Below are 20934 nucleotides of genomic sequence, written 5' to 3' on the forward strand. Positions count from 1 at the left end.
GGCCCATTCTGCGGACGCAGGCGCGTTACATCAAGAGGTGCTCGCCCGCGTTGTCGCCGCCCAGGATCACGTAGTTGACCTTGCGGATGTCCATCAGCCGCTTGCCGCCGGCGTAGCTGACGGAGCTCTGGATGTCTTCCTGCATCTCGCGCAGGGTGTCCTCCAGCCGGCCCTTGACCGGCTCGAGGATGCGCTTGCCCTCGACGTGCTTGTACTCGCCCTTGTTGAAGTCGCTGGCGCTGCCGTAGTACTCCTTGTACAGGCGGCCGTCGACCTCGACGGTCTGGCCGGGCGACTCCTCGTGGCCGGCCAGCATGGAGCCGATCATCACCATGGTCGCGCCGAAGCGGATGCTCTTGGCGATGTCGCCGTGCTCGCGGATGCCGCCGTCCGCGATGATCGGCTTGGTGGCCACGCGGGCGCACCACTTGAGCGCCGACAGCTGCCAGCCCCCGGTTCCGAAGCCGGTCTTCATGCGCGTGATGCACACCTTGCCCGGGCCGATGCCCACCTTGGTGGCGTCGGCGCCCCAGTTCTCCAGGTCGATGATCGCTTCCGGTGTGCCGACATTGCCGGCGATCACGAAGGTCGAAGGCAGCCTGGCCTTCAGGTGCGCGATCATGTTCTTCACGCTGTCGGCATGGCCGTGCGCGATGTCGATGGTCACGTAGTCGGGCGCCAGGCCCTCGCGGGCGAGCGCGTCGACGGTGTCGTAGTCGGGCTTCTTCACGCCCAGCGAAATGGAGGCGTACGCGCCCTGGTCCTTCATGTGGCGCACGAACGCCAGGTTGTCCAGGTCGAAGCGGTGCATCACGTAGAAGTAGCCGTTGCGGGCCAGCCAGAGGCAGATCCGCTCGTCCACCACCGTCTTCATGTTCGCGGGCACCACGGGGATGCGGAAGGTGCGGCCGCCCAGCTCCACGCCGGTGTCGCACTCGGAGCGGCTGTCCACGCGGCACTTGCGCGGCAGCAGCAAAACTTTGTCGTAGTCGAAGATTTCCATGGCCAAGCCTCTCGGGAGAGAAAGTCGTTGAAGAACGAGTGAGCGCTTGGACTGGGAGCCCGGCCTGGCCGCGCCGGGCGCAGCCCGGGGACCAAAGAAAAACCGGGTCCCAAATGCTTGGGCCCGGTGACTGATTCTACCGCTGCGCGCGCGCCGGCGCGCATCCGGATTCCGAGATGGCCCGGATCACGCCGCGCGCATCTTCCACCCAGCCGACCACGCGCAGCCGCTCGGCGTGGGTGCCCTCGGGAATGGCCATCGGCCGTGCCTCGCGGTGCCGACCGGGACCGGCCCAGTCCAGCTGCAAAACGTTACGCACGAGGTGGCGCTCCACCGGCGTGCCCTCGGTGCCCGCGGGCAGCGTCTCCACCAGCGCCAGCCAGGCCGTCCAGGGTCCGCCGCCGGCGGCGCGCAGCTCGATCGAGGTGCCGATGTAGCCGTTGAACGGCAGCCCGTGCGCCACGCGCAGGCGGCCCGCCGCGCCTTGCCGCGCCGCGCGGGCCAGGCCGGTCGGCAGCGGGAGCGGCTGGCCCAGCGCCTGCAGGCGCTCCAGCCCGTCGCGGCGGGCCGCCATCGCGAGCGGCGCGTCCTCGCCCTGGGCGCCGGGCACGATCCAGTCCAGCGCGAGTTCGCCGCGCCGCGCGCGCGGGGCCGCCGGATCCTGCCAGCACGATCCGCAGTCGGCATTGATGAACCGCTCCAGCAGCGCCCCGGGCGGGGGCCGCCCGTCGCTCGCGCAGAACGACTGGGCCGAAGCGGCGCCGGCCGACAGCAGGGCCAGCGCGGACAGCAGGAAGCGGGTGCGCGGGGCGGCGCGTGACATCCGGAAGCAGGGGGCCTTTCTACAATGCCGTATGTTCCCAGAAGTCGATGCCGCGTCGCCGCTGCTGCAGCACCTCAACCCCGAGCAGCTCGCCGCGGTCACCCTGCCGCCGGAGCATGCCCTGATCCTCGCCGGAGCCGGGTCCGGCAAGACCCGCGTCCTGACCACCCGCATCGCCTGGCTGCTGTCCACGGGCCAGATCAGCCCGGGCGGCGTGATGGCCGTGACCTTCACCAACAAGGCGGCCAAGGAGATGATGACCCGGCTGCAGGCGATGCTGCCGGTCAACGTGCGCGGCATGTGGATCGGCACCTTCCACGGCCTGTGCAACCGGTTCCTGCGCGCCCACTACAAGCTGGCCAACCTGCCGCAGAGCTTCCAGATCCTGGACACGCAGGACCAGCTGTCGGCCATCAAGCGGCTGATGAAGCAGTTCAACGTCGACGAGGAGCGCTTCCCGGCCAAGGAGACGCAGTGGTTCATCGCCGGCTGCAAGGAGGACGGCCTGCGCCCCGGCGACGTGACGGCGCGCACCGACGAGGACCGCAAGAAGGTCGAGCTCTACGCGCTGTACGAGGAGCAGTGCCAGCGCGAGGGCGTGGTCGACTTCGGCGAGCTGATGCTTCGCAGCTACGAGCTGCTGCGCGACAACGACCCGATCCGCCAGCACTACCAGCGCCGCTTCCGCCACATCCTGATCGACGAGTTCCAGGACACCAACCGGCTGCAGTACGCCTGGATCAAGATCTTCAGCGTCAATCCCGACGGTTCGCCCGGCGCCGGCAACGCCGTGTTCGCGGTCGGCGACGACGACCAGAGCATCTATGCGTTCCGCGGCGCGCGCGTGGGCAACATGGCCGACTTCGTGCGCGAATTCCAGGTGCGCCACCAGATCAAGCTGGAGCAGAACTACCGCAGCTTCAGCAACATCCTCGATTCGGCCAACGCACTGATCAGCCACAACAAGGGCCGCCTGGGCAAGAACCTGCGCACCGACCAGGGCCCGGGCGAGCCGGTGCGCGTGTACGAGGCGCCGACCGACCTGGCCGAGGCGCAGTGGCTGGTCGAGGAGATGCGCCACCTGGTGCGCGACCAGGGCACCGAGCCCGGGCTGCTGCGGCGCGAGATCGCCGTCCTGTACCGCAGCAACGCGCAGAGCCGGGTGATCGAGACGGCGCTGTTCAATGCCGGCGTGCCGTACCGCGTGTACGGCGGCCTGCGCTTCTTCGAGCGGGCCGAGATCAAGCACGCGCTCGCCTACCTGCGCCTGCTGGAGAACCCGCACGACGACACCAGCTTCCTGCGGGTGGTGAACTTCCCGCCGCGCGGCATCGGCGCGCGCAGCATCGAGCAGCTGCAGGACGCCGCGCGCACCGCGGGCTGCTCGCTGCACGACGCGGTGAGCGCCACCACCGGCAAGGCGGGCGCTAACCTGGGCGCCTTCGTCGCCAAGGTCGACGTGCTGCGCGAGCAGACGCAGGACCTGTCGCTGCGCGAGATCATCGAGCTGGTGCTGCAGCACTCCGGGCTCATCGAGCACTACAAGGCCGAGCGCGAGGGCGCCGAGCGGATCGAGAACCTGGAGGAACTGGCCAGCGCCGCTGAGAGCTTCGTCATGCAGGAGGGCTTCGGGCGCGACGCCGTGGCGCTGCCGGTGGACGAGCTGCGCCAGAGCCCCGCGAGCCAGGGGCTGGATCCGGACCAGCCGCTGCTCAACGAGCCCGCGCCCGACTACGTGCCGCCCGATGCGGACACCGGCGAGACGCTCTCGCCGCTGGCCGCCTTCCTCACCCATGCCGCGCTGGAGTCCGGCGACAACCAGGCGCAGGCCGGCCAGGACGCGGTGCAGCTCATGACGGTGCACTCGGCCAAGGGCCTGGAATTCGACGGCGTGTTCGTCACCGGCCTCGAGGAGGGCCTGTTCCCGAGCGAGCGCTCGCTTGCCGACTACGAGGGGCTGGAGGAGGAGCGCCGGCTGATGTACGTGGCGATCACGCGGGCGCGCAAGCGGCTGTACCTGAGCTACTCGCAGACGCGCCTGCTGCACGGGCAGACCCGCTACAACGTGCGCAGCCGCTTCTTCGACGAGCTGCCCGAGCACGCGCTCAAGTGGCTGACGCCGAAGAACCAGAACTTCGGCGGCTCGGCGTTCGGCTTCGGCGCCGGCTACGGCAGCACGCGCCAGCCGTCCGGCCAGGGCTCGGCGTGGAACCGCGAGACTTTCGCCAGCCCGCCCGTGCCGGTGCAGAAGGCCGCGCCCTCGCACGGCCTGAAGTCCGGCATGCAGGTGTTCCACACCAAGTTCGGCGAGGGCACCGTGCTGTCCATCGAAGGGCAGGGCGACGATGCCCGCGCGCAGGTCAAGTTCCCGCGCCACGGCGTCAAGTGGCTGGCGCTGGCGGTGGCCAAGCTGACCCCGGTGACCTGAGGCGGCGCCCCAGGCGCGGCCGCGCTCTCGGGCGGCCCACCCCGTCAGGGGCGGCTCACTCCATGTGGAGCCACTGCTCCTCGGGCAGCGCGCGCAGGAAGGCGAGCACCTGGCCGGCGGCCTGGTGGCGCGCGGCCCATTCGAGGTGGTCGCGCAGGCACAGCCGCTTGACCATCGCCGAGGTGACGCGCCAGGCCTGCGGGGGGATCGGCAGCGGCGGCTGCCACTGGCCGTCGACCTGGCGCTTGCCCGGCAGCAGGTCGTACAGCGCCTGCCAGGCCTGCAGCTTGGGACAGACGCGGTTGTTGCGGCGCGCTTCCACCATCAGCGCATCGAGCCCGGCGGTGTCGACCGCGGCGGCCGGCTGTGCGGGGGAGCCGGGCAGGCCGGCGGGCGCGGTGGGGGCATAGGCGGCGTCGGCCGGCGCCGTGGCGGCGGGCGCCAGTTCCGCCGGCACGCTGGGCGCCGATGTCGACAGGCCCTGCTCCTGCCGCTCCGTCAGCTCCGTGAACAGGGCCCAGGCGGTGTCGGTGTTGCGCTCGTGCACGTCGGGTTCGGGAATGCTGTCGCCATACAGGTAGGGGTCTTCGAGACCGCGTTGCTTGGGAGGCGATTGCATGGGGACTCCATCCGGCGTGGGAAGGTGCGCCAAAGCCGACTGTACAGCGGCCATGCCTGGTTGCCCATCCGTCCGAGGGCCGAGCCTGGTTTTCACGGCATGGAAACGCCCGGTCCGCGCCGGCCGCCGGGTCTTGCCGTTCCCGGGCGCGGCCGCGGCGCCCCCCCCGCAGGACGATCACGGGCTCAGCGGCGGGGCCACCAGCGGCCCGATTGATAAGTTCACTTATCATTCCGCGCAGGAGGCACCCCGCCATGAATGCTCCCGAGACGCTGTCGCGCTGGACCGCCGCCGGCTCCAGCCGCGTGCCGTTCTGGGCCTACACCGACCCGCAGCTGTACCGCCGCGAGCTCGAGTCGATCTTCTATGGGCCGCACTGGTGTTACGTGGGCCTGGAGATCGAGGTGCCCAACGTCGGCGACTACAAGCTCAGCTGGGTGGGCGAGCGCCAGGTGATCCTGGTGCGCGACCGCGTGGCGCCCCGGGACCGCGGCACGGACCACGGCCTGCGGGTGGTGGAGAACCGCTGTGCCCACCGCGGCGTGCGCTTCTGCCAGCAGCCGCACGGCAACGCCCGCAGCTTCGTGTGCCCGTACCACCAGTGGACCTACAAGCTCAATGGCGAGCTGGCCGGCCTGCCGTTCAAGGACGGCGTCAAGGCGGTCGGGCCCGACGGCGCCGAGTGCGTGCAGGGCGGCATGCCGGCCGGCTTCGACCTCAAGGCCAACGGGCTCACCCGGCTGCGGGTGGAGGTGCTGCACGGCCTGGTGTTCGCCACCTTCAGCGACGCGGCCGAGCCGCTGCGCGACTACCTCGGGCCGCAGATCCTGCCCTGGCTGGACCGCATCTTCGCCGGCCCTTCGACGGAGCCCGGGACAGGCCCTTCGACGGGGCCCAGGACAGGCCGGCAGCTCACGCTGCTGGGCTACAACCGCCAGCGCATTCCGGGCAACTGGAAGCTGATGATGGAGAACATCAAGGACCCGTACCACCCGGGCCTGCTGCACACCTGGTTCGTCACCTTCGGGCTGTGGCGCGCCGACCAGAAGAGTCGCATGGTGATGGACGAGCACGGCCGGCACGCGGTGATGATCTCGCGGCGCAACGACGGCGGCGAGAACCGGACCGTCACCGAGGGCGTGACCTCGTTCAAGGCCGACATGGCGCTGCACGACACCCGGCTGCTGGACGTGGTGCCCGAGCCGTGGTGGAAGGTGCCCGATCCCGCGAACCCGGGCACGGACATCATGCCCACCGTCACCATGATCACGCTGTTCCCGAGCGTGATCATCCAGCAGCAGGTCAACTCGCTGTCCACGCGCCACATCGTGCCGCGCGGGGAGGGCGGGTTCGATTTCGTGTGGACGCACTTCGGCTTTGCCGACGACACGCCCGAGATGACGCAGCGCCGCCTGCGGCAGGCCAACCTGTTCGGGCCGGCCGGCTTCGTCTCCGCCGACGACGGCGAGGTGATCGAGTTCAGCCAGGACGGCTTTCGCCAGTGGGGCGAGGACGGCAGCACGCTGTGCGAGCTGGGCGGCACCGGCACCGGCGGCACCGAGCACATGGTCACCGAGACGCTGATCCGCTCGATGTACGCCTATTGGCGCAAGGTGATGGGCGTATGAGCGCGCAGCAGGCGAACGACATGGACCGGCTGCTGCTGCAGCTGGAGATCGACCAGCTCAATGCCGCCTACGCGGCGGCGCTGGACGAGAAGCGCTTCGACGACTGGCCACAGTTCTTCGTCGAGGACGGGCGCTACACGGTGCAGGCGCGCGAGAACTTCGACCGCGGCCTGCCGCTGGCGCTGATGGCGCTGGAAAGTCGCGGGATGATGCAGGACCGGGTGTACGGCGTCACGCAGACGATCTACCACCGGCCCTACTACACGCGCCACGTGGTGGGCCCGGCACGGATGCTGCCGGCGCAGGCCGGTGATCCGGGGGGCCTGGTTCGGGCCCAGTCGAACTACGCGGTCTTCCGCACCCGGCCGGGCGATGCGAGCGAGGTGTACAACGTCGGGCGCTACATCGACGAGATCGTGCGCACCGAAGACGGCCTGCGCCTGGCCAGCCGCCGCTGCGTGTACGACAGCGAGATGGTGCTCAACTCGCTGATCTACCCCATCTGATCGCCGACGAGGCGACCTTCGATTCGTCCGGCTGCCCGGTGGGCAGGTGGAGAGGGGTCCCCGCCTTCGCGGGGACAACCAACGAACCAGAAGCGTAGGGCCCGCTCGCGCGGGCCCTTGCATCCTTATTTCTTGGTCGCTTCGTGGCCCAGGTAGCCGCCGACGGCCGCGCCGCCCAGCGTGCCCAGGGTGCCGCCGCCCACGGCGTTACCCACCACGCCGCCCACCGCGGCGCCGCCCACCGTGCCGGCCGTCTGGCGGTCCATGGTGCCGCAGCCGGTCAGGCTGATCAGGGTTGCGGCAGCCAGGGCCGCGAAAAGCTTGGATTTCATACCGTTCACCTTCGAGTTTGCGACCGCCAAAGGCGCGGCCTGCCTGTGCGATGAACTTTAGAAACGAGCCCGGCCGCGACCTGTAGGAGGGGCGACACAGGGGGTGTCGGCACCCCCCGCCGGGCTGTGCCAGCCAAGGCACGGCGGCCTTGCAAGACCCAGCGGGGCGGCCGTGCAGGCGCGCCGCTAGACGGTGCGGCTGCGCGCCAGCGGCGGATTGGCCGCGAAGTAACGCACGATGCCGCGCAGCAGGGCGTCGGCCAGCTGCTCCTGGTAGGCGTCGCTGCGCAGCTTGGCCTCTTCCTCGGGGTTGCTGATGAAGGCGGTCTCCACCAGCACGCTGGGGATGTCCGGCGCCTTGAGCACCGCGAAGCCGGCCTGCTCGACGTTGCGCTTGTGCAGCTGGCCCACGTGGCCGATCTCGCCCAGCAGCGCGCCGCCGAGCTTGAGGCTGTCCTTGATCTGGGCCGTGGTGCTCATGTCCAGCATGGCCCGCGCCACGCTGGCATCGGCCGCCTTGACGTTCAGCCCGCCGATCAGGTCGGCCTTGTTCTCCTTGTCCGCCATCCAGCGCGCGGCCGAGCTGGACGCGGCGCCGTGGCTGAGCGCGAACACGCTGGCGCCGCGCGCCGTGGGCGTGATGAAGGCATCGGCATGGACGCTGACGAACAGGTCGGCCTGCACGCGGCGGGCCTTCTGCACGCGCACGTGCAGCGGCACGAAGAAGTCGGCGTCGCGCGTGAGGAAGGCGCGCATCGGGCTGCCGTTGACGACGGTGGCGTTGATGCGCTCGCGCAGCCGGTGCGCGACCTGCAGCACCACGTCCTTCTCGCGCGTGCCGCCGGGGCCGACGGCGCCGGGGTCCTCGCCGCCGTGGCCGGGGTCCAGCGCGATGATGATCAGGCGGTCGGTGCGGGCGACATCCGGCAGCGGCGCCGGCGGCTCGCTGGCCCGGGGCCGCGGGCGCGGCGCGGCATTCTGCTGGCGGGCCATCAGCTCGCCCAGCGGGTCCGAGCCGAACACGGGCGACGTGGGCACCTCCCTGGGCGGCGCGGTGCCGTCGCGCATGCGCTCGGCGATCAGTGCCTCCAGCGGGTCGGCCGCCTGCAGCGGGAAGAAGTCGATCACCAGCCGGTGCTGGTAGGCCGCCACCGGCGGCAGCGTGAACACCTGCGGCAGTGCCTGCTGCTTGAGGTCGATCACCAGGCGCACGACGTTGGGCGCGAACTGGCCCACGCGGATGCCCGCGATGTACGGGTCGTCGGCCCGCACCTTGGCCACCAGCTCGCGCAGGGCGGGGTTGAGGTCGATGCCCTCGATGTCGACCGCCAGCCGCGGCGGGCTGGGCACCACCACCTGCTTCGAAGAAAGCTGCCCGTCGGACTCGATGGTCACGCGCGAGTAGTCCGGCGCCGGCCAGATGCGCACGGCCACGATGGTGGCGCCGCGCGCGATCTGGGCGCTGCCGAGCAGGAGGACGACCGAGCCGCCACGCAGGACGTCGCGCCGCCGCAGCGTCATGCCAGCAGCTCCCGCCCGCGCGCGGTGCCGGCCTCGATGCGCACCAGCCGGTCGCCATCGGGCTGCAGCGCGATGTGGATGTCCAGGTCGGCGGCGGGCAGCAGGCCGGCGGCCTTCTCGGGCCACTCGGCCAGCTTCAGGCCGGCGCCGTCGAACAGGTCGCGAAAGCCCGCGTCTTCCCATTCGCGCGGATCGTCGAAGCGGTAGAAGTCGAAGTGCCAGGCCGGGCCGGTGCGGGCCTCGTGCGGTTCGACCACCGCGTAGGTCGGGCTCTTGATGCGGCCGGCGACACCCAGGGCGCGCAGCAGGTGGCGCACGAAGGTGGTCTTGCCCGCGCCCAGGTCGCCGTGCAGGGCGATGAACGCGTCGGCGACCTGCGGGTGCGCGGCCAGGCGGCGAGCGAAGGCGTCGGTGTCGTCTTCGGACGTCCAGCGCAGGGTGGCGCCGCCGCTGCCCGGCGGTGGGGGGCTTCCTACAATCGGCGGGTGATTCGGCTTGGCGCTCAGATCGACGGTCCTTCGCTGGTGGCAGCCATCGGGCAATGGGGCCGTGAGCTGGGATTCTCCCAAATCGGCGTGGCCGGCGTGGACCTGTCCGACGCCGAACCCGGTTTGTTGCAGTGGCTGTCCAACGGATTTCACGGCGACATGGCCTACATGCAGGCCCACGGCCTCAAACGGGCCCGCCCCGCCGAACTGGTGCCCGGCACCTTGTCGGTGATCACGGCGCGCCTGGACTACCTGCCGGCGGCCACGCCGGCCGGCTGGCAGGCGATCGAATGGGACCGGCTGCAGCGGCCGGGCGTGGGCGTGGTGTCGCTCTATGCCCGCGGCCGCGACTACCACAAGGTGCTGCGGCAGCGGCTGCAGAAGCTGGCCGAGCGCATCGCGCAGGAGGTCGGGCCGTTCGGGCACCGCGCCTTCACCGACTCGGCCCCGGTGCTCGAGGTCGAACTGGCCTCGCGCAGCGGCCAGGGCTGGCGCGGCAAGCACACCCTGGTGCTCAGCCGCGATGCCGGCTCGATGTTCTTCCTGGGCGAGATCTATGTCGACCTGGTGCTGCCGCCGACCGCGCCCGCCTCGGCGCACTGCGGCAGCTGCACCGCCTGCATCGACATCTGCCCCACCGGCGCGATCGTCGGGCCGCAGCGGCTGGACGCGCGCCGCTGCATCTCGTACCTGACCATCGAGCACGCGGGCCCGATCCCCGAGGAACTGCGTCCCAAGATCGGCAACCGCATCTACGGCTGCGACGACTGCCAGCTGGTGTGCCCCTGGAACAAGTACGCGCAGCGCAGCGCGCTGCCCGATTTCGACGCCCGCCCCGGACTGGCCGGTGCGCCGCTGGCCGAGCTGCTGGCGTGGAGCGAGGAGGAATTCCTGCGCCGCACCGAGGGCGGCCCGATCCGCCGCATCGGCCACGAGCGCTGGCTGCGCAACGTGGCGGTGGCAGCGGGCAATGCGCTGCGGCAAGGCGACGATCCCGGCCTGCGCCGGGTGCTGCAGTCGCTGCAGGCGCATCCCAGCGCGCTGGTGCGCGAGCACGTGGCGTGGGCGCTAGCGCAAGACGCCGAGCGCGAGCGTCAGGCTGATCGGGCCGAGGATGGTCGATAGCGTCACCAGCCCGGCGACGTAGGCGCCGTTGTAGCCCATGCGCGAGGCCAGCACGTACGCGCTGGAGGCGGTCGGCAGGCCGGCGAAGGCGAGCAGCACGACGGCCTGCGTCGCATCGAGCCGGAACAGGCGCACCAGCCCGAACGCCACCAGCGGCAGCGCCAGGTGCCGGATGGCCAGCACGGACGCCGTGAGCGCGCGCGATTGCGCCAGGCTGCGCAACTGCATGCCCGCGCCGGCGGCCATCAGGCCCAGGGCAATCGAGCTGCCGCCGATGCGCGCCACGGTGGGCTCCAGCAGCGCCGGGATCGACAGGCCCAGCAGGTTGGCCGACAGCGCCGCCGCCGTGGCCACGATCAGCGGGTTGCGCACCAGCGCCGCCAGGAAGCCGGTCTGCGCATGCCGCGCCATCGGCCACACGGCCGCGACGTTGAACAGCGGCACGCACACCCCGATCAGCACCGCCAGCAGCTGCAGCCCGCGCGCGCCGGCCATGCGCTCGGCCAGCGCCAGGGCGACGAAGGAGTTGAAGCGGAACGCCACCTGCGCGGCGGCCGCGTGCTCGCGCCGGTCGATGTGGCGGCCCAGCCCCGGCACGTGCGGGACCAGGTACGCCAGCGCGATGCCGCTCAGCCCGAGCAGCAGCCCGGCTCCGATGAGCCCCGAGGCTTCGCCCAGGTCGATCGGGCTGCGCAGGATCGACTGGAACAGCAGCACCGGGAACAGCACGTGGTAGACGAGGCGCTCGACCTGCTCCCAGACCTCGCGGTCCAGCGGCGTGTGGCGGCAGATGAGGAAGCCGACCACGATGAGGGCGAAGTCGGGAAAGAGCAGGCGGGCGAACTCCACCTGCCGAGCATAGCGGCCTCGGGGTTGTCCCCTATGTGGATTCCACAGCGCCGGGCCCCCGCACCGGCAGGTACGATGCGCGGGTTTAGATCTCGAAGCATTGCAAGGAGAGTTCGCATGAAACGCCGTGACTGGATCGCCCTGGCCGCCGCGACGGTGGCCCTGGCCGCCGGACCCGCGCTGGCCCAGGGGTATCCCAACAAGCCGATCAAGCTGGTGGTGCCCTTCGCCCCCGGCGGCACCACCGACATCATCGCCCGCGTGATCGCCGATCCGCTGGGCAAGGCGCTCGGCCAGGCCGTGGTCGTCGAGAACAAGGCCGGCGGCGGCGGCGTGATCGGCGCGTTGCAGACCTCGCGCGCCACGCCCGACGGCTATGAGCTGGGCGTGGCCACGGTGTCGACCACCGCGGCCAACCCGGCGATCAACCCCAAGATCCCGTACAACCCGGTCACCGACTTCACCCCGATCGTCAACATCGCGGCCACGCCCAACGTGATCGCGGTGCACCCGGGCTTCCCGGCCAAGGACTACAAGTCCTTCGTCGCCGAGCTGAAGAAGAACCCGGGCAAGTACTCGTTCTCCTCCTCCGGCACCGGCGGCATCGGCCACCTGCAGATGGAGCTGTACAAGAGCCTCTCGGGCACCTTCGTCACCCACATCCCGTACCGCGGCGCCGGCCCGGCGCTGAACGACACGGTCGCCGGCCAGGTGCCGATGATCTTCGACAACCTGCCCTCGGCGCTGCCCTTCATCAAGGAAGGCCGCCTGGTGCCGATCGTGGTGTCCGCCCCGCAGCGCCTCAAGGAGCTGCCCAACGTGCCCACGTTCAAGGAAGTGGGCCTGGAGCCGGTGAACCGCCTCGCGTACTACGGCATCTACGGTCCCAAGGGCCTGCCCAAGGAGGTCGTCGAGAAGGTGCACGCCGGCGTGCTGAAGGCGCTGGCCGATCCCGCCGTGCGCCGCCGCATCGAGGACACCGGCTCCATCATCATCGGCAACACGCCCGAGCAGTTCACCCAGCAGATCAAGGCGGAATACGACATCTACAAGAAGTTGGTCGACTCGGCCAAGCTGAAGCTCGACTGACGCGCGTGCCGGCCGCAGCCGCCTCGCGATCCAAGCCGCCCGCGGGCGGCTTGTTCGCTTGCGTCGACGACTTCATCGATGCCCTCTGGCTCGAGGAGGGGCTGGCGGCCAACACGCTGGCCGCCTACCGCCGCGACCTGACGCTGTACGCCGCCTGGCTGCGCGGCCACGGCCGCGACCTCGAGGCCACGACCGAAGCCGACCTGCACCGGTACTTCGCCGACCGCCACCGCCACACCAAGGCCACCACCGCCAACCGGCGGCTCACCGTCTTCAAGCGCTTCTTCCGCTGGGCGCTGCGCGAGCGGCGCATCCAGGCCGACCCGACGCTCAAGCTGCAGTCGGCGCGGCAGCCGCTGCGCGTGCCCAAGACCCTGACCGAGGCCCAGGTCGAGGCGCTGCTCGCCGCGCCCGACGTCGACGCGCCGCTGGGGCTGCGCGACCGCACCATGCTCGAGCTGATGTATGCGAGCGGGCTGCGCGTGAGCGAACTGGTGACGCTCAAGATCCACCACACCAGCCTGGCCGAGAACGTCGTGCGCGTGATGGGCAAGGGCGGCAAGGAGCGCCTGGTGCCGTTCGGGCAGGTGGCGCGCGACTGGATCGATCGCTACCTCGCCGAGGCGCGCGGCGCCATCCTGGGCGGGCGCCAGAGCGACGACCTGTTCGTCACCGCGCGCGGCCAGGGCATGACGCGCGCGATGTTCTGGGTGATCGTGAAGAAGCACGCCCGGGCCGCCGACATCGCCTCGCCGCTGTCGCCGCACACGCTGCGGCATGCGTTCGCCACGCACCTGCTCAACCACGGCGCCGACCTGCGCGCCGTGCAGATGCTGCTGGGCCATGCCGACATCTCCACCACCACCATCTACACCCACGTCGCGCGCGAGCGGCTCAAGCAGCTGCATTCGCAGCACCACCCGCGCGGCTGAACACACCATGACCTCCAGCACCACCTTCACCCGACGCGTCGCACTCACGGCGCTCGCCGCCGGCGTCCTGCCGGCGCGGGCGCAGTCCGCCTGGCCCACCAAGCCGGTGCGCGTGATCGTGGCCTACCCGGCCGGCGGCGTCAGCGACACCGTGGCGCGCGCGCTGGCCGACCGGCTCGCGCCCGCCTGGGGCCAGCCCGTCGTCGTCGAGAACAAGGCCGGCGCCAGCGGCAGCATCGGCCTCGATGCGGTGGCCAAGTCGGCGCCCGACGGCCACACGCTGGGCTTTTCCGCGATCAGCCCGCTCGCGCTGACGCCCCACCTGGGCAAGTCGCCCTTCGATCCCGCGCGCGACCTGGTGCCGGTGGTCAGCGTGATGGACTCGCCCGTGCTGCTGCTGGCCACCAGCGCGACGCCCGCGCGCGACCTGCGCGAGCTGCTGGCCACGGCGCGGGCCAGGCCCGGCGCCGTGCGCTGGGCCACCTCCGGCCCGGCCTCGCTGGGGCACCTGATGCTCGAGCAGCTCAAGGCCGCCGCCAAGGTCGACATCACGCACATCCCGTACAAGGGCGGCGGCCAGCAGATCAACGACGCCCTGGGCGGCCAGTTCGAGGTGCTGTCGGTCAACGCCAGCGCCACCATCAGCCAGCACGTCAAGGCCGGCAAGCTGCGGGTGCTGGCCGTGGGCGCGCCGGCGCGGCTGGAAGCCTTCCCGGCCGTGCCGACGCTCGGCGAGCTGGGCTTCGCCGCCGCCAACCTCAGTTCGCTGTTCGGGCTGTTCGCGCCCGCCGGCGTGCCGGCCGCGGTGGTGGAGCGGATCAACGCCGACGTCAACCGCGTGCTGGCGCTGCCGGACGTGCGCGCCCGCCTCGTGGCCGGCGACAACGTGCCCACCGGCGGCACCGCGGCCGCCTTCGCGCGCGAGATCGCGCAGGAATCCGAGAACAACGCGCGGATCATCAAGTCCGCCAACATCCACGCCGAGTGAGGACGACCATGCTGCAATTCACCGACATCGAAGCCGCCGCTGGCCGGCTCGCAGGCGTGGCGCACCGCACGCCGGTGCTGACCTCGCGCACGCTGGATGCCCTGCTGGGCGCGCAGGTGTTCTGCAAGGCCGAGAACCTGCAGCGCATGGGCGCCTTCAAGTTCCGTGGCGGCTACAACGCGGTGAACTCGCTCACCGACGCGCAGCGCGCGCGCGGCGTGGTGGCGTTCTCGTCCGGCAATCACGCGCAGGCGGTGGCGCTGGCCGCCAGTCTGCACGGCTGCAAGGCCACCATCGTGATGCCCCACGACGCGCCGGCGCTCAAGCTGGCCGCCACGCGCGGCTACGGCGCCGAGGTGGTGATCTACGACCGCTACAAGGAAGACCGCGCCGCCATCGCCGCCCGCCTGGTGGACGAGCAGGGCGCGAACCTGATCCCGCCGTTCGACGACCTGCGCGTGATGGCGGGGCAGGGCACCGCGGCGCTGGAACTGGTGCAGGACGCGGGCCCGCTCGACGCGCTGATCGTCTGCGCGGGCGGCGGCGGCTTCCTCTCGGGCTGCGCCGTGGCGGCCAAGCACCTGCTGCCGGGCATCGCGGTGTACGGCGCCGAGCCGGAGCGCGGCAACGACATGCAGATGTCGCTGCGCGAGGGGCGCATCGTGTCCATCGACGTGCCGCGCACGATCTGCGACGGGCAGCAGACGCAGGCGGTGGGCAAGCACCCGTTCGAGGTGATCCGCGCGATGGTGAGCGACGTCCTCACCGTGCCCGACCCGGTGGTGGTCGAGGCGATGCGGTTCGTCTTCGAGCGCATGAAGGTGGTGCTGGAGCCGTCCGGCGCCTGCGCCCTGGCCGCGCTGATGCACCACCGCGACCGGTTCCGCGGCCAGCGCGTGGGCGTGACGTTCTCGGGCGGCAACATCGGCGCCGACCGGTTCGCGGCGCTGGTCAGCGGCGCCGAAGCGGTGGACTGAGCGGGCGGCTCCTCACTGCGCGCTGGCGCCGAGCGCGCGCAGCCGGGCGGTCCACTTCGCCGCCTCGGCGGGCTTGAGGTTGCCCACCATGCCCACCAGCGTCTCGTGCACCGGCGCGATGCCGACGAAGCCCAGGATGTTGCGCTCCAGCGAGCGCACGCTGTGGGCGCGGAAGTACCAGCGGTACACCAGGGCCGGCATCCCCATCGTCACCACCACGCGTGCCGAGCGGCCCTTCAGCGCCTTGATCCCGAACGGCGATGCATCGCCGCCGCCATTGCCCTCGGCCTTGAACGCGAAGCCGGGCCGCGCAACCTGCTCCAGGAAGGCCTTGAGCAGCGCCGGCATGTCGCCCAGCCAGAGCGGAAAGAAGAACACCAGGTGCTGCGCCCAGCGGATGTCCTCCTGCGCGGGCCGCAGGCCGGCGGGCAGCTCGCCGTGCTCCCACTCCTTCTGGCTGCGCAGCACCGGGAAGTCCAGGTCCGCCACCCGGATCGTTCGCACCTCGTGCCCCGCCTCGCGCGCGCCGGCCGCATAGGCGTCGGCGAGCGCATGGCACAGGTGCGGCGCGGCGTTGTCGGGATGGCCCTGGACGAGGAGGACATTCATGGCGCCAGTGTCCCGCCTGCGCGCCGCGCGCACTTGATGCCCGTCAGCCTCGGTTAGAGTCGGCGGGCACCTTCCGCCGCCTCAGCCTTGGCTTCCAACGCAACCACTTCCACCGCCGCCCGCGGCAGCTGGGCCATGCTGCTGGCCCTGATCGGCGGCTTCGCGCTCAGCCAGGCGTTCCGCACGGTCGCGGCCATCATGGCGCCGCCGCTGCAGAAGGAGTTCGGCCTGTCGCCCTCGCAGCTGGGGCTGTTCGCCGGCGCCTTCCACTTCGCCTTCGGTGGTCTGCAGCTCTTCATGGGCATGGGCATCGACCTGTGGGGGCCGCGCCGCACGGTGCTGGCGGTGTCGCCGCTCACCATCGTCGGGGCGCTGATCGCCGCCACCGCGCACGACTTCACGCAGCTGCTGGTGGGGCAGGTGGTGATCGGCATCGGCTGCGCGCCGGCGTTCCTGGTGTGCACGGTGTTCATCGCGCGCTGGTTCCCGCCCGAGCGGTTCGCCCCGGTGTCGGGCGCGGCGCTGGGCCTGGGCACCGTGGGCCTGCTGCTGACCGGCACGCCGCTGGCCTGGGTGATCGAGCAGTGGTCCTGGCGCACCGGCTTCCTCACGCTGGCGGTCGGCGCCGCCGCCGCGTGGACCGCCATCTTCCTGCTGGTGCGCGACGCGCGCTCGCCGGCCTCCGAAACGCCGGCCAGCCCGCTGGCGGCGCTGCGCGGCTACGGCGAGCTGTTCCGCCTGCCCCACACCTGGGGCATCGTGGCGCTGGGCCTGTTCACCTACGCCTCGTTCCTGGCGCTGCGCGGCCTGTGGCTGGGGCCGCTGCTCGTCGAGCGGCATGGCTTCAGCCTGGTGCAGACCGGCAACGTGGCGCTCGTGTTCTCGCTCATCAGCATCGCGGGGCCGACGCTCTATGGCCGCATCGACCCGGGCGACCGCCGCCGGCGCCGCTGGCTGGTGAACTACACGCTGGGCATGGCGGGCCTGTTCGCCATCATGGCGTTCACCCGCTCCGTGCTGGTGGACGTGGGCGTCGGCGCGGTGATGAGCCTGTTGTCCGGCTACATGGTGCTGCAGTACGCCGACGTGCGCGCCGCGTATCCCTCGCGCATGATCGGCCGCGCCATGGCCCTGTTCACCATGGCCATGTTCATGGGCGTGGCGCTGATGCAGTGGCTCACGGGGCTGGTGGCCGGCGCCGCGCCCGCGCTGCACGTGGAGACCTACGCCGCGGTGCTGGGATCGATCGCGCTGATGCTGGCGGGCGCCGCGCTCGCCTTCAGGTGGCTGCCGGCGCCCCCGTCGGCCCGCTGAGCATCCACGCGGCCATCGCGTCCAGCAGTTCCTCGCGCACCTGCGCATCGGTGCGGCCGGACCGCGCGAGCACGTGGAACGCGTGGTCGGCGCCCTCGACGACGTGCAGCGTCGCCAGCGCGCCGAGCCGGCCCGTCACCTCGCGCACCAGCGGCAGGTCCGCCAGCGCGTCGCGCGTGCCCTGCAGGAACAGCATCGGTGCGTCGACATCGGCAAGGTGCTCGGCCCGGCTGGTGGACGGCTTGCCCGCCGGGTGCAGCGGAAAGCCGAGGAACACCAGCCCGCGCACGCCGTGAAGCGGCTGTGCCGCCTGGGCCTGCGAGGTCATGCGGCCGCCGAACGACTTGCCGCCCGCGAACAGCGGCACGCCGGGACAACGCGACGCGGCCTCGGCAACGGCGGCGCGCACCGCCGCCTGCGCGGTGGCGGGCGGGTCAGGGCGGCGCGACCCCTGTTCCATGAACGGGAACTGGAATCGCAGCACGGCGATGTCGCGCCCGGCCAGCCCTTGCGCGATCGCGGCCAGGAACGGGTGGTCCATGCCGGCGCCCGCGCCGTGCGCCAGCACATAGCAGGCGCGCGCCCGCGGTGCGCCGTCGAGCAGGGCGGAGAGCGGCCCGGCCGGGCCGGCCAGCGTGAGCGCCTGGGTCACCGGGTCGGGCACTCCGGACCGGGATCCTTGAGCGGCGGGCCGCAACGCCGGAACGCCTCGGCCTTGACGCCGTGCACGGTGCGGTAACGCGCGTAGCAGGCGGCGCTGCGCTCGTACTCGCGCTGCAGCCGCTCGCAACGCTGCGCGGGCGTCTCGTTCGCCGGCACGGGCTCGGCCGCGCTGGCGGGGCGTTCCGGTCGGTGCGGTGGTGGTGTCGTGCCGTTCGAGGCCGCAAACGACGCCGGGCCGGCGCTCGCGAGCAAGCACAGCAGCAAGGTGGGAGCGGCGCGCATGGGCGCAGTGTCCGTCATGGCGCGCCGCGTGACAAACGACCCGGTTGGAGCGCGCAACGGTGCGCTACGCGGCCCCAACCGGCGTCATGCCGGGCCTGACCCGGGCGCGCTCCGCAGCCCCACCGTCGTCATGCCGGGCCTGACCCGGGCGCGCTGCGCAGCCCCACCGTCGTCATGCCGGGCTCGACCCGGCATCCAGTCCCCAGGCCACGGTCGCACCTGGATGGCGGGTCAAGCCCGCCATGACGGACGCTGGGGATGGCCTGTGAAGCCCCCATGACGGCCGGTGCACGACGACGCGGCGCCGCTGGCGCGGCCGCGCCGCGTCCCTGCAGCAGCCAGGCGAGCTCGTCGTCACTGCAGCAGCCACGCGAGCTCTTCCTCGGAAAAACCCGCCCGCCTGCGCGCTCCCGTGTTGAAGGGGGGATACAGCCGCGGCGCCGCGTAGCGCTCGACGAGCTGCGGGTACAGCGCGAGCGGATCGAGTCCGGCGCGCTCGCAACACCAGCGGTACCAGTGGTTGCCGATCGCGACGTGGCCGACCTCGTCGCGCAGGATCACGTCCAGGATCTCCACCGCCCGCAGCGCCTCGGGCGTGCCGACCGCGCGCAGCTTCTGCTGGATCTGGGGCGTGGCGTCGAGGCCGCGCGCCTCCAGCGTGCGCGGCACCAGCGCCATCCGCGCCACCACGTCGGCCGCGGTCTTCTCGCACATCGCCCACAGGTTGTCGTGCGCCGGGAAGTCCCCGTAGGCATGGCCGAGCGTGGCGAGGTGGTCGCGCAGCAGCGAGAAATGGAAGGCCTCCTCGGCCGCCACGCTTACCCAGTCGAGCCGGAACGCCGCCGGCATGCCGTCGAAGCGCCAGGCGGCGTCCAGCGCCAGGTTGATGGCGTTGAATTCGATGTGGGCGATGGCGTGCAGCAGCGCCGCCAGCCCCTCGCGCTTGAACGGCGAGCGGCGCGGCACGCGCGCCGGATGCACCAGCTCGGGCCGCTCGGGGCGGCCCGGCACGGCGCGCCGCGGCGCCGGCGCGCTGTCGGCCACCGGCAGCCCGGGCGCCTGCGCGTGCAGGGCCAGCGCGGCCGCGGCCTTGCGTGCCGGATCCGCCTCGCACAGGGCGTCCAGCGCCAGTTGGCGTAGCTCCATGGCGGGCGATTCTAGGCAGCCGGGCGGCGCGACCCGGCTCCCTACAATGGTCGTTTTCGACGCAGGAATTCGCATGGCGGTGTATGAACTCGACGGCCGGGCCCCGCAGCTGGGCCAGGACGCCTGGGTGGCCGAGACGGCCACGGTGATCGGCAACGTGGAACTGGGCGACCAGGCCAGCGTCTGGTTCGGCGCCGTGGTGCGCGGCGACACCGAGCGCATCCGCATCGGCGCGAGGACCAACATCCAGGACGGCTCGGTGCTGCACGCCGACGCCGGCAAGCCGCTGCTGATCGGCGCCAACGTCACCGTCGGCCACCAGGTCATGCTGCATGGCTGCACGGTGGCGGACGGCGCCCTGGTGGGCAACCAGGCCGTGATCCTCAACGGCGCGCGCATCGGCCGCAACTGCATCGTCGGCGCCGGCAGCGTGGTCACCGAGAACAAGGAGTTCCCGGACAACTCCCTGATCATCGGCGCCCCGGCCCGCGTGGTGCGCACCCTGGACGAAGCGGCGGCGACCATGATCGCCAACAACGCCGAGCACTACGTCGCCAACGCCCGCCGGTTCGCCAAGGGCTTGAAGAAGGTCGGCTAGGCGCCATCTCTAGCAGCTTTGGCACCTGCAGTTCCATGTCCGAGCTCCACAAATTCCTGTTCGACGGCCTTCCCGTGCGCGGCGCGCTGGTGCGCCTGACCGACGCCTGGACCGACATCCTGGGCCGCCGCCAGGACAACAGCGCCACCGGCGCCTGGCCGCCTCCGGTGGCCGAGCTGCTGGGCGAGATGGCGGCCGCCGGCGTGCTGATGCAGTCGAACATCAAGTTCAACGGCGCGCTGATCCTGCAGATCTTCGGCGACGGCCCTGTGAAGGTGGCCGTGGCCGAGGTGCAGCACGACCTGTCGCTGCGCGTCACCGCCAAGGTGGTCGGCGACGTCGCGCCCTCCGACCGCCTGCCCGACCTGGTGAACGTGCGCAACCAGGGCCGCTGCGCCATCACGCTGGATCCGCGCGACAAGTTCCCGGGCCAGCAGCCTTACCAGGGCGTCGTGCCGCTGCACGGCGACCAGCGCGAGAAGATCACCCGGCTCAGCGACGTGCTGCAGCACTACATGCTGCAGTCCGAGCAGCTGGACACCACGCTGGTGCTGGCCGCCGACGGCAAGGTCGCGGCCGGCCTGCTGATCCAGCGGCTGCCGACGCAGGGCGAGGGCAACCTCGCCGGGTCGCTGGTCAGCAAGGCCAACGAGGACGAGATCGGCGTCAACGAGGACTACAACCGCATCGCCACGCTGGCGGCGAGCCTGCAGCGCCAGGAACTGCTGGAGCTGGATGCCGACACCATCCTGCGCCGGCTGTTCTGGGAGGAGAAGCTGCTGCGCTTTCCGGCGCAGGCGCCGCGCTTTGCCTGCACCTGCAGCCGCGACCGGGTGGGCAACATGATCCGCGGCCTCGGGCGCGACGAGGCCGACAGCATCGTGGCCGAGCAGGGGCAGATCGAGGTCGGCTGCGACTTCTGCGGCCAGCAGTACCGCTTCGACGCGGTCGACGCCGCGCAGCTGTTCGCCTCGCCGGGCGACCAGCCGCCGGTCACCTCGGCCGTGCAGTAAC

General features: G+C 71.6%; 22 protein-coding genes. 11 read left to right on the forward strand and 11 right to left on the reverse strand.

Translation table 11 applies throughout. From position 1 onward, the window contains the following. Window positions 1-25: 25 nt before the first annotated feature. Both AC3ANR_RS08055 and AC3ANR_RS08060 read right to left on the reverse strand, forming a co-directional pair. Complete coding sequence (locus AC3ANR_RS08055; protein WP_488291359.1) at window positions 26-1003, reverse strand: GMP reductase; 978 nt, start codon at window positions 1001-1003, stop codon at window positions 26-28. Between the two features lie 136 nt (window positions 1004-1139). Beyond that, window positions 1140-1826 carry a hypothetical protein gene (locus tag AC3ANR_RS08060; protein ID WP_488291360.1) on the reverse strand — a complete coding sequence of 229 codons (687 nt, stop codon included), beginning with the start codon at window positions 1824-1826 and terminating at the stop codon, window positions 1140-1142. Window positions 1827-1857: 31 nt separating this feature from the next. Between AC3ANR_RS08060 and AC3ANR_RS08065 the strand changes: the two genes are divergently transcribed. Then, complete coding sequence (locus tag AC3ANR_RS08065; RefSeq protein ID WP_488291361.1) at window positions 1858-4254, forward strand: UvrD-helicase domain-containing protein; 2397 nt, start codon at window positions 1858-1860, stop codon at window positions 4252-4254. A 55-nt stretch (window positions 4255-4309) separates the two neighbouring features. Here the strand turns inward: AC3ANR_RS08065 and AC3ANR_RS08070 are convergent, their stop codons facing one another. After that, window positions 4310-4873, reverse strand: coding sequence for a hypothetical protein (locus tag AC3ANR_RS08070; RefSeq protein WP_488291362.1), 564 nt, complete (start codon window positions 4871-4873; stop codon window positions 4310-4312). A 254-nt stretch (window positions 4874-5127) separates the two neighbouring features. Between AC3ANR_RS08070 and AC3ANR_RS08075 the strand changes: the two genes are divergently transcribed. Further along, window positions 5128-6501 (forward strand): SRPBCC family protein, encoded by a 1374-nt coding sequence (locus tag AC3ANR_RS08075; RefSeq protein WP_488291363.1) that lies wholly within the window; start codon window positions 5128-5130, stop codon window positions 6499-6501. 20 nt (window positions 6502-6521) lie between these two features. Then, window positions 6522-7007, forward strand: a complete 486-nt coding sequence (locus AC3ANR_RS08080; protein WP_488291769.1) for an aromatic-ring-hydroxylating dioxygenase subunit beta — start codon at window positions 6522-6524, stop codon at window positions 7005-7007. Window positions 7008-7132: 125 nt separating this feature from the next. On the opposite strand, the gene AC3ANR_RS08085 is transcribed toward AC3ANR_RS08080, so the two are convergent. The 3 genes from AC3ANR_RS08085 to tsaE form a co-directional block, all read right to left on the reverse strand. After that, window positions 7133-7339 (reverse strand): YMGG-like glycine zipper-containing protein, encoded by a 207-nt coding sequence (locus AC3ANR_RS08085; RefSeq protein WP_488291364.1) that lies wholly within the window; start codon window positions 7337-7339, stop codon window positions 7133-7135. A gap of 186 nt (window positions 7340-7525) precedes the next feature. Next, window positions 7526-8860, reverse strand: coding sequence for an N-acetylmuramoyl-L-alanine amidase (locus AC3ANR_RS08090; RefSeq protein WP_488291365.1), 1335 nt, complete (start codon window positions 8858-8860; stop codon window positions 7526-7528). Then, the gene (gene tsaE, locus AC3ANR_RS08095) at window positions 8857-9366 is read right to left on the reverse strand and encodes a tRNA (adenosine(37)-N6)-threonylcarbamoyltransferase complex ATPase subunit type 1 TsaE (protein ID WP_488291770.1); all 510 of its coding nucleotides are present in this window, start codon (window positions 9364-9366) and stop codon (window positions 8857-8859) included. Before tsaE ends, AC3ANR_RS08090 begins: the two co-directional genes overlap by 4 nt. A 27-nt stretch (window positions 9367-9393) precedes the next feature. Here tsaE and queG point away from each other — a divergent pair, with 27 nt between their 5' ends. After that, window positions 9394-10473 (forward strand): tRNA epoxyqueuosine(34) reductase QueG, encoded by a 1080-nt coding sequence (gene queG, locus AC3ANR_RS08100; protein WP_488291771.1) that lies wholly within the window; start codon window positions 9394-9396, stop codon window positions 10471-10473. On the opposite strand, the gene AC3ANR_RS08105 is transcribed toward queG, so the two are convergent. Continuing rightward, on the reverse strand, window positions 10417-11322 hold the full coding sequence (locus AC3ANR_RS08105; RefSeq protein WP_488291366.1) for an AEC family transporter: 906 nt from the start codon (window positions 11320-11322) through the stop codon (window positions 10417-10419). The two genes, queG and AC3ANR_RS08105, sit on opposite strands and share 57 nt — an antisense overlap. Window positions 11323-11439: 117 nt before the next feature. On the opposite strand from AC3ANR_RS08105, the gene AC3ANR_RS08110 reads away from it, so the two are divergent. From AC3ANR_RS08110 to AC3ANR_RS08125, 4 genes are read left to right on the forward strand one after another with little or no spacing between them, the layout of a single operon-like run. Further along, window positions 11440-12411 carry a tripartite tricarboxylate transporter substrate binding protein BugE gene (locus AC3ANR_RS08110; protein WP_488291367.1) on the forward strand — a complete coding sequence of 324 codons (972 nt, stop codon included), beginning with the start codon at window positions 11440-11442 and terminating at the stop codon, window positions 12409-12411. A 5-nt stretch (window positions 12412-12416) separates the two neighbouring features. After that, window positions 12417-13343, forward strand: coding sequence for a site-specific tyrosine recombinase XerD (xerD, locus tag AC3ANR_RS08115; RefSeq protein WP_488291368.1), 927 nt, complete (start codon window positions 12417-12419; stop codon window positions 13341-13343). 7 nt (window positions 13344-13350) lie between these two features. After that, window positions 13351-14331, forward strand: a complete 981-nt coding sequence (locus AC3ANR_RS08120) for a Bug family tripartite tricarboxylate transporter substrate binding protein (protein WP_488291369.1) — start codon at window positions 13351-13353, stop codon at window positions 14329-14331. A gap of 8 nt (window positions 14332-14339) precedes the next feature. Next, a complete protein-coding gene (locus AC3ANR_RS08125; protein WP_488291370.1) occupies window positions 14340-15308 on the forward strand; it encodes a threo-3-hydroxy-L-aspartate ammonia-lyase in 969 nt (322 codons plus the stop codon). Window positions 15309-15320: 12 nt separating this feature from the next. Here AC3ANR_RS08125 and AC3ANR_RS08130 read toward each other — a convergent pair whose 3' ends face one another. Then, window positions 15321-15917: an NAD(P)H-dependent oxidoreductase gene (locus tag AC3ANR_RS08130; RefSeq protein WP_488291371.1), complete on the reverse strand. Its 597-nt coding sequence runs from the start codon at window positions 15915-15917 to the stop codon at window positions 15321-15323. Between the two features lie 135 nt (window positions 15918-16052). Between AC3ANR_RS08130 and AC3ANR_RS08135 the strand changes: the two genes are divergently transcribed. Beyond that, window positions 16053-17231 carry an MFS transporter gene (locus AC3ANR_RS08135; RefSeq protein WP_488291772.1) on the forward strand — a complete coding sequence of 393 codons (1179 nt, stop codon included), beginning with the start codon at window positions 16053-16055 and terminating at the stop codon, window positions 17229-17231. On the opposite strand, the gene AC3ANR_RS08140 is transcribed toward AC3ANR_RS08135, so the two are convergent. The 3 genes from AC3ANR_RS08140 to AC3ANR_RS08150 form a co-directional block, all read right to left on the reverse strand. Continuing rightward, the gene (locus AC3ANR_RS08140; RefSeq protein ID WP_488291372.1) at window positions 17197-17895 is read right to left on the reverse strand and encodes an alpha/beta hydrolase family protein; all 699 of its coding nucleotides are present in this window, start codon (window positions 17893-17895) and stop codon (window positions 17197-17199) included. The two genes, AC3ANR_RS08135 and AC3ANR_RS08140, sit on opposite strands and share 35 nt — an antisense overlap. Beyond that, window positions 17880-18176, reverse strand: coding sequence for a hypothetical protein (locus AC3ANR_RS08145; protein ID WP_488291373.1), 297 nt, complete (start codon window positions 18174-18176; stop codon window positions 17880-17882). The genes AC3ANR_RS08140 and AC3ANR_RS08145 overlap by 16 nt, the downstream gene beginning before the upstream one ends. A gap of 354 nt (window positions 18177-18530) precedes the next feature. Beyond that, on the reverse strand, window positions 18531-19322 hold the full coding sequence (locus AC3ANR_RS08150) for a ferritin-like domain-containing protein (protein ID WP_488291374.1): 792 nt from the start codon (window positions 19320-19322) through the stop codon (window positions 18531-18533). Between the two features lie 73 nt (window positions 19323-19395). On the opposite strand from AC3ANR_RS08150, the gene AC3ANR_RS08155 reads away from it, so the two are divergent. After that, window positions 19396-19920: a gamma carbonic anhydrase family protein gene (locus AC3ANR_RS08155; RefSeq protein WP_488291375.1), complete on the forward strand. Its 525-nt coding sequence runs from the start codon at window positions 19396-19398 to the stop codon at window positions 19918-19920. A gap of 35 nt (window positions 19921-19955) precedes the next feature. Next, the gene (gene hslO, locus AC3ANR_RS08160; RefSeq protein ID WP_488291376.1) at window positions 19956-20933 is read left to right on the forward strand and encodes an Hsp33 family molecular chaperone HslO; all 978 of its coding nucleotides are present in this window, start codon (window positions 19956-19958) and stop codon (window positions 20931-20933) included. The last annotated feature ends 1 nt before the right edge of the window (window position 20934 follow it).

The organism is Ramlibacter sp. JJN2-2R (genome assembly GCF_057747835.1).

Excerpts from the sequence above, each read along its gene's own strand:
- AC3ANR_RS08080 (WP_488291769.1), top strand. The coding sequence starts at position 6,522 with ATGGACCGGCTGCTGCTGCAGCTGGAGATCGACCAGCTCAATGCCGCC.
- AC3ANR_RS08090 (WP_488291365.1), bottom strand. The coding sequence starts at position 8,860 with ATGACGCTGCGGCGGCGCGACGTCCTGCGTGGCGGCTCGGTCGTCCTC.
- AC3ANR_RS08110 (WP_488291367.1), top strand. The coding sequence starts at position 11,440 with ATGAAACGCCGTGACTGGATCGCCCTGGCCGCCGCGACGGTGGCCCTG.
- AC3ANR_RS08085 (WP_488291364.1), bottom strand. The coding sequence starts at position 7,339 with ATGAAATCCAAGCTTTTCGCGGCCCTGGCTGCCGCAACCCTGATCAGC.
- AC3ANR_RS08075 (WP_488291363.1), top strand. The coding sequence starts at position 5,128 with ATGAATGCTCCCGAGACGCTGTCGCGCTGGACCGCCGCCGGCTCCAGC.
- AC3ANR_RS08130 (WP_488291371.1), bottom strand. The coding sequence starts at position 15,917 with ATGAATGTCCTCCTCGTCCAGGGCCATCCCGACAACGCCGCGCCGCAC.
- AC3ANR_RS08155 (WP_488291375.1), top strand. The coding sequence starts at position 19,396 with ATGGCGGTGTATGAACTCGACGGCCGGGCCCCGCAGCTGGGCCAGGAC.
- AC3ANR_RS08150 (WP_488291374.1), bottom strand. The coding sequence starts at position 19,322 with ATGGAGCTACGCCAACTGGCGCTGGACGCCCTGTGCGAGGCGGATCCG.
- AC3ANR_RS08125 (WP_488291370.1), top strand. The coding sequence starts at position 14,340 with ATGCTGCAATTCACCGACATCGAAGCCGCCGCTGGCCGGCTCGCAGGC.
- hslO (WP_488291376.1), top strand. The coding sequence starts at position 19,956 with ATGTCCGAGCTCCACAAATTCCTGTTCGACGGCCTTCCCGTGCGCGGC.
- AC3ANR_RS08065 (WP_488291361.1), top strand. The coding sequence starts at position 1,858 with ATGTTCCCAGAAGTCGATGCCGCGTCGCCGCTGCTGCAGCACCTCAAC.
- AC3ANR_RS08145 (WP_488291373.1), bottom strand. The coding sequence starts at position 18,176 with ATGCGCGCCGCTCCCACCTTGCTGCTGTGCTTGCTCGCGAGCGCCGGC.
- AC3ANR_RS08135 (WP_488291772.1), top strand. The coding sequence starts at position 16,053 with ATGCTGCTGGCCCTGATCGGCGGCTTCGCGCTCAGCCAGGCGTTCCGC.
- AC3ANR_RS08120 (WP_488291369.1), top strand. The coding sequence starts at position 13,351 with ATGACCTCCAGCACCACCTTCACCCGACGCGTCGCACTCACGGCGCTC.
- AC3ANR_RS08055 (WP_488291359.1), bottom strand. The coding sequence starts at position 1,003 with ATGGAAATCTTCGACTACGACAAAGTTTTGCTGCTGCCGCGCAAGTGC.
- AC3ANR_RS08060 (WP_488291360.1), bottom strand. The coding sequence starts at position 1,826 with ATGTCACGCGCCGCCCCGCGCACCCGCTTCCTGCTGTCCGCGCTGGCC.
- AC3ANR_RS08070 (WP_488291362.1), bottom strand. The coding sequence starts at position 4,873 with ATGCAATCGCCTCCCAAGCAACGCGGTCTCGAAGACCCCTACCTGTAT.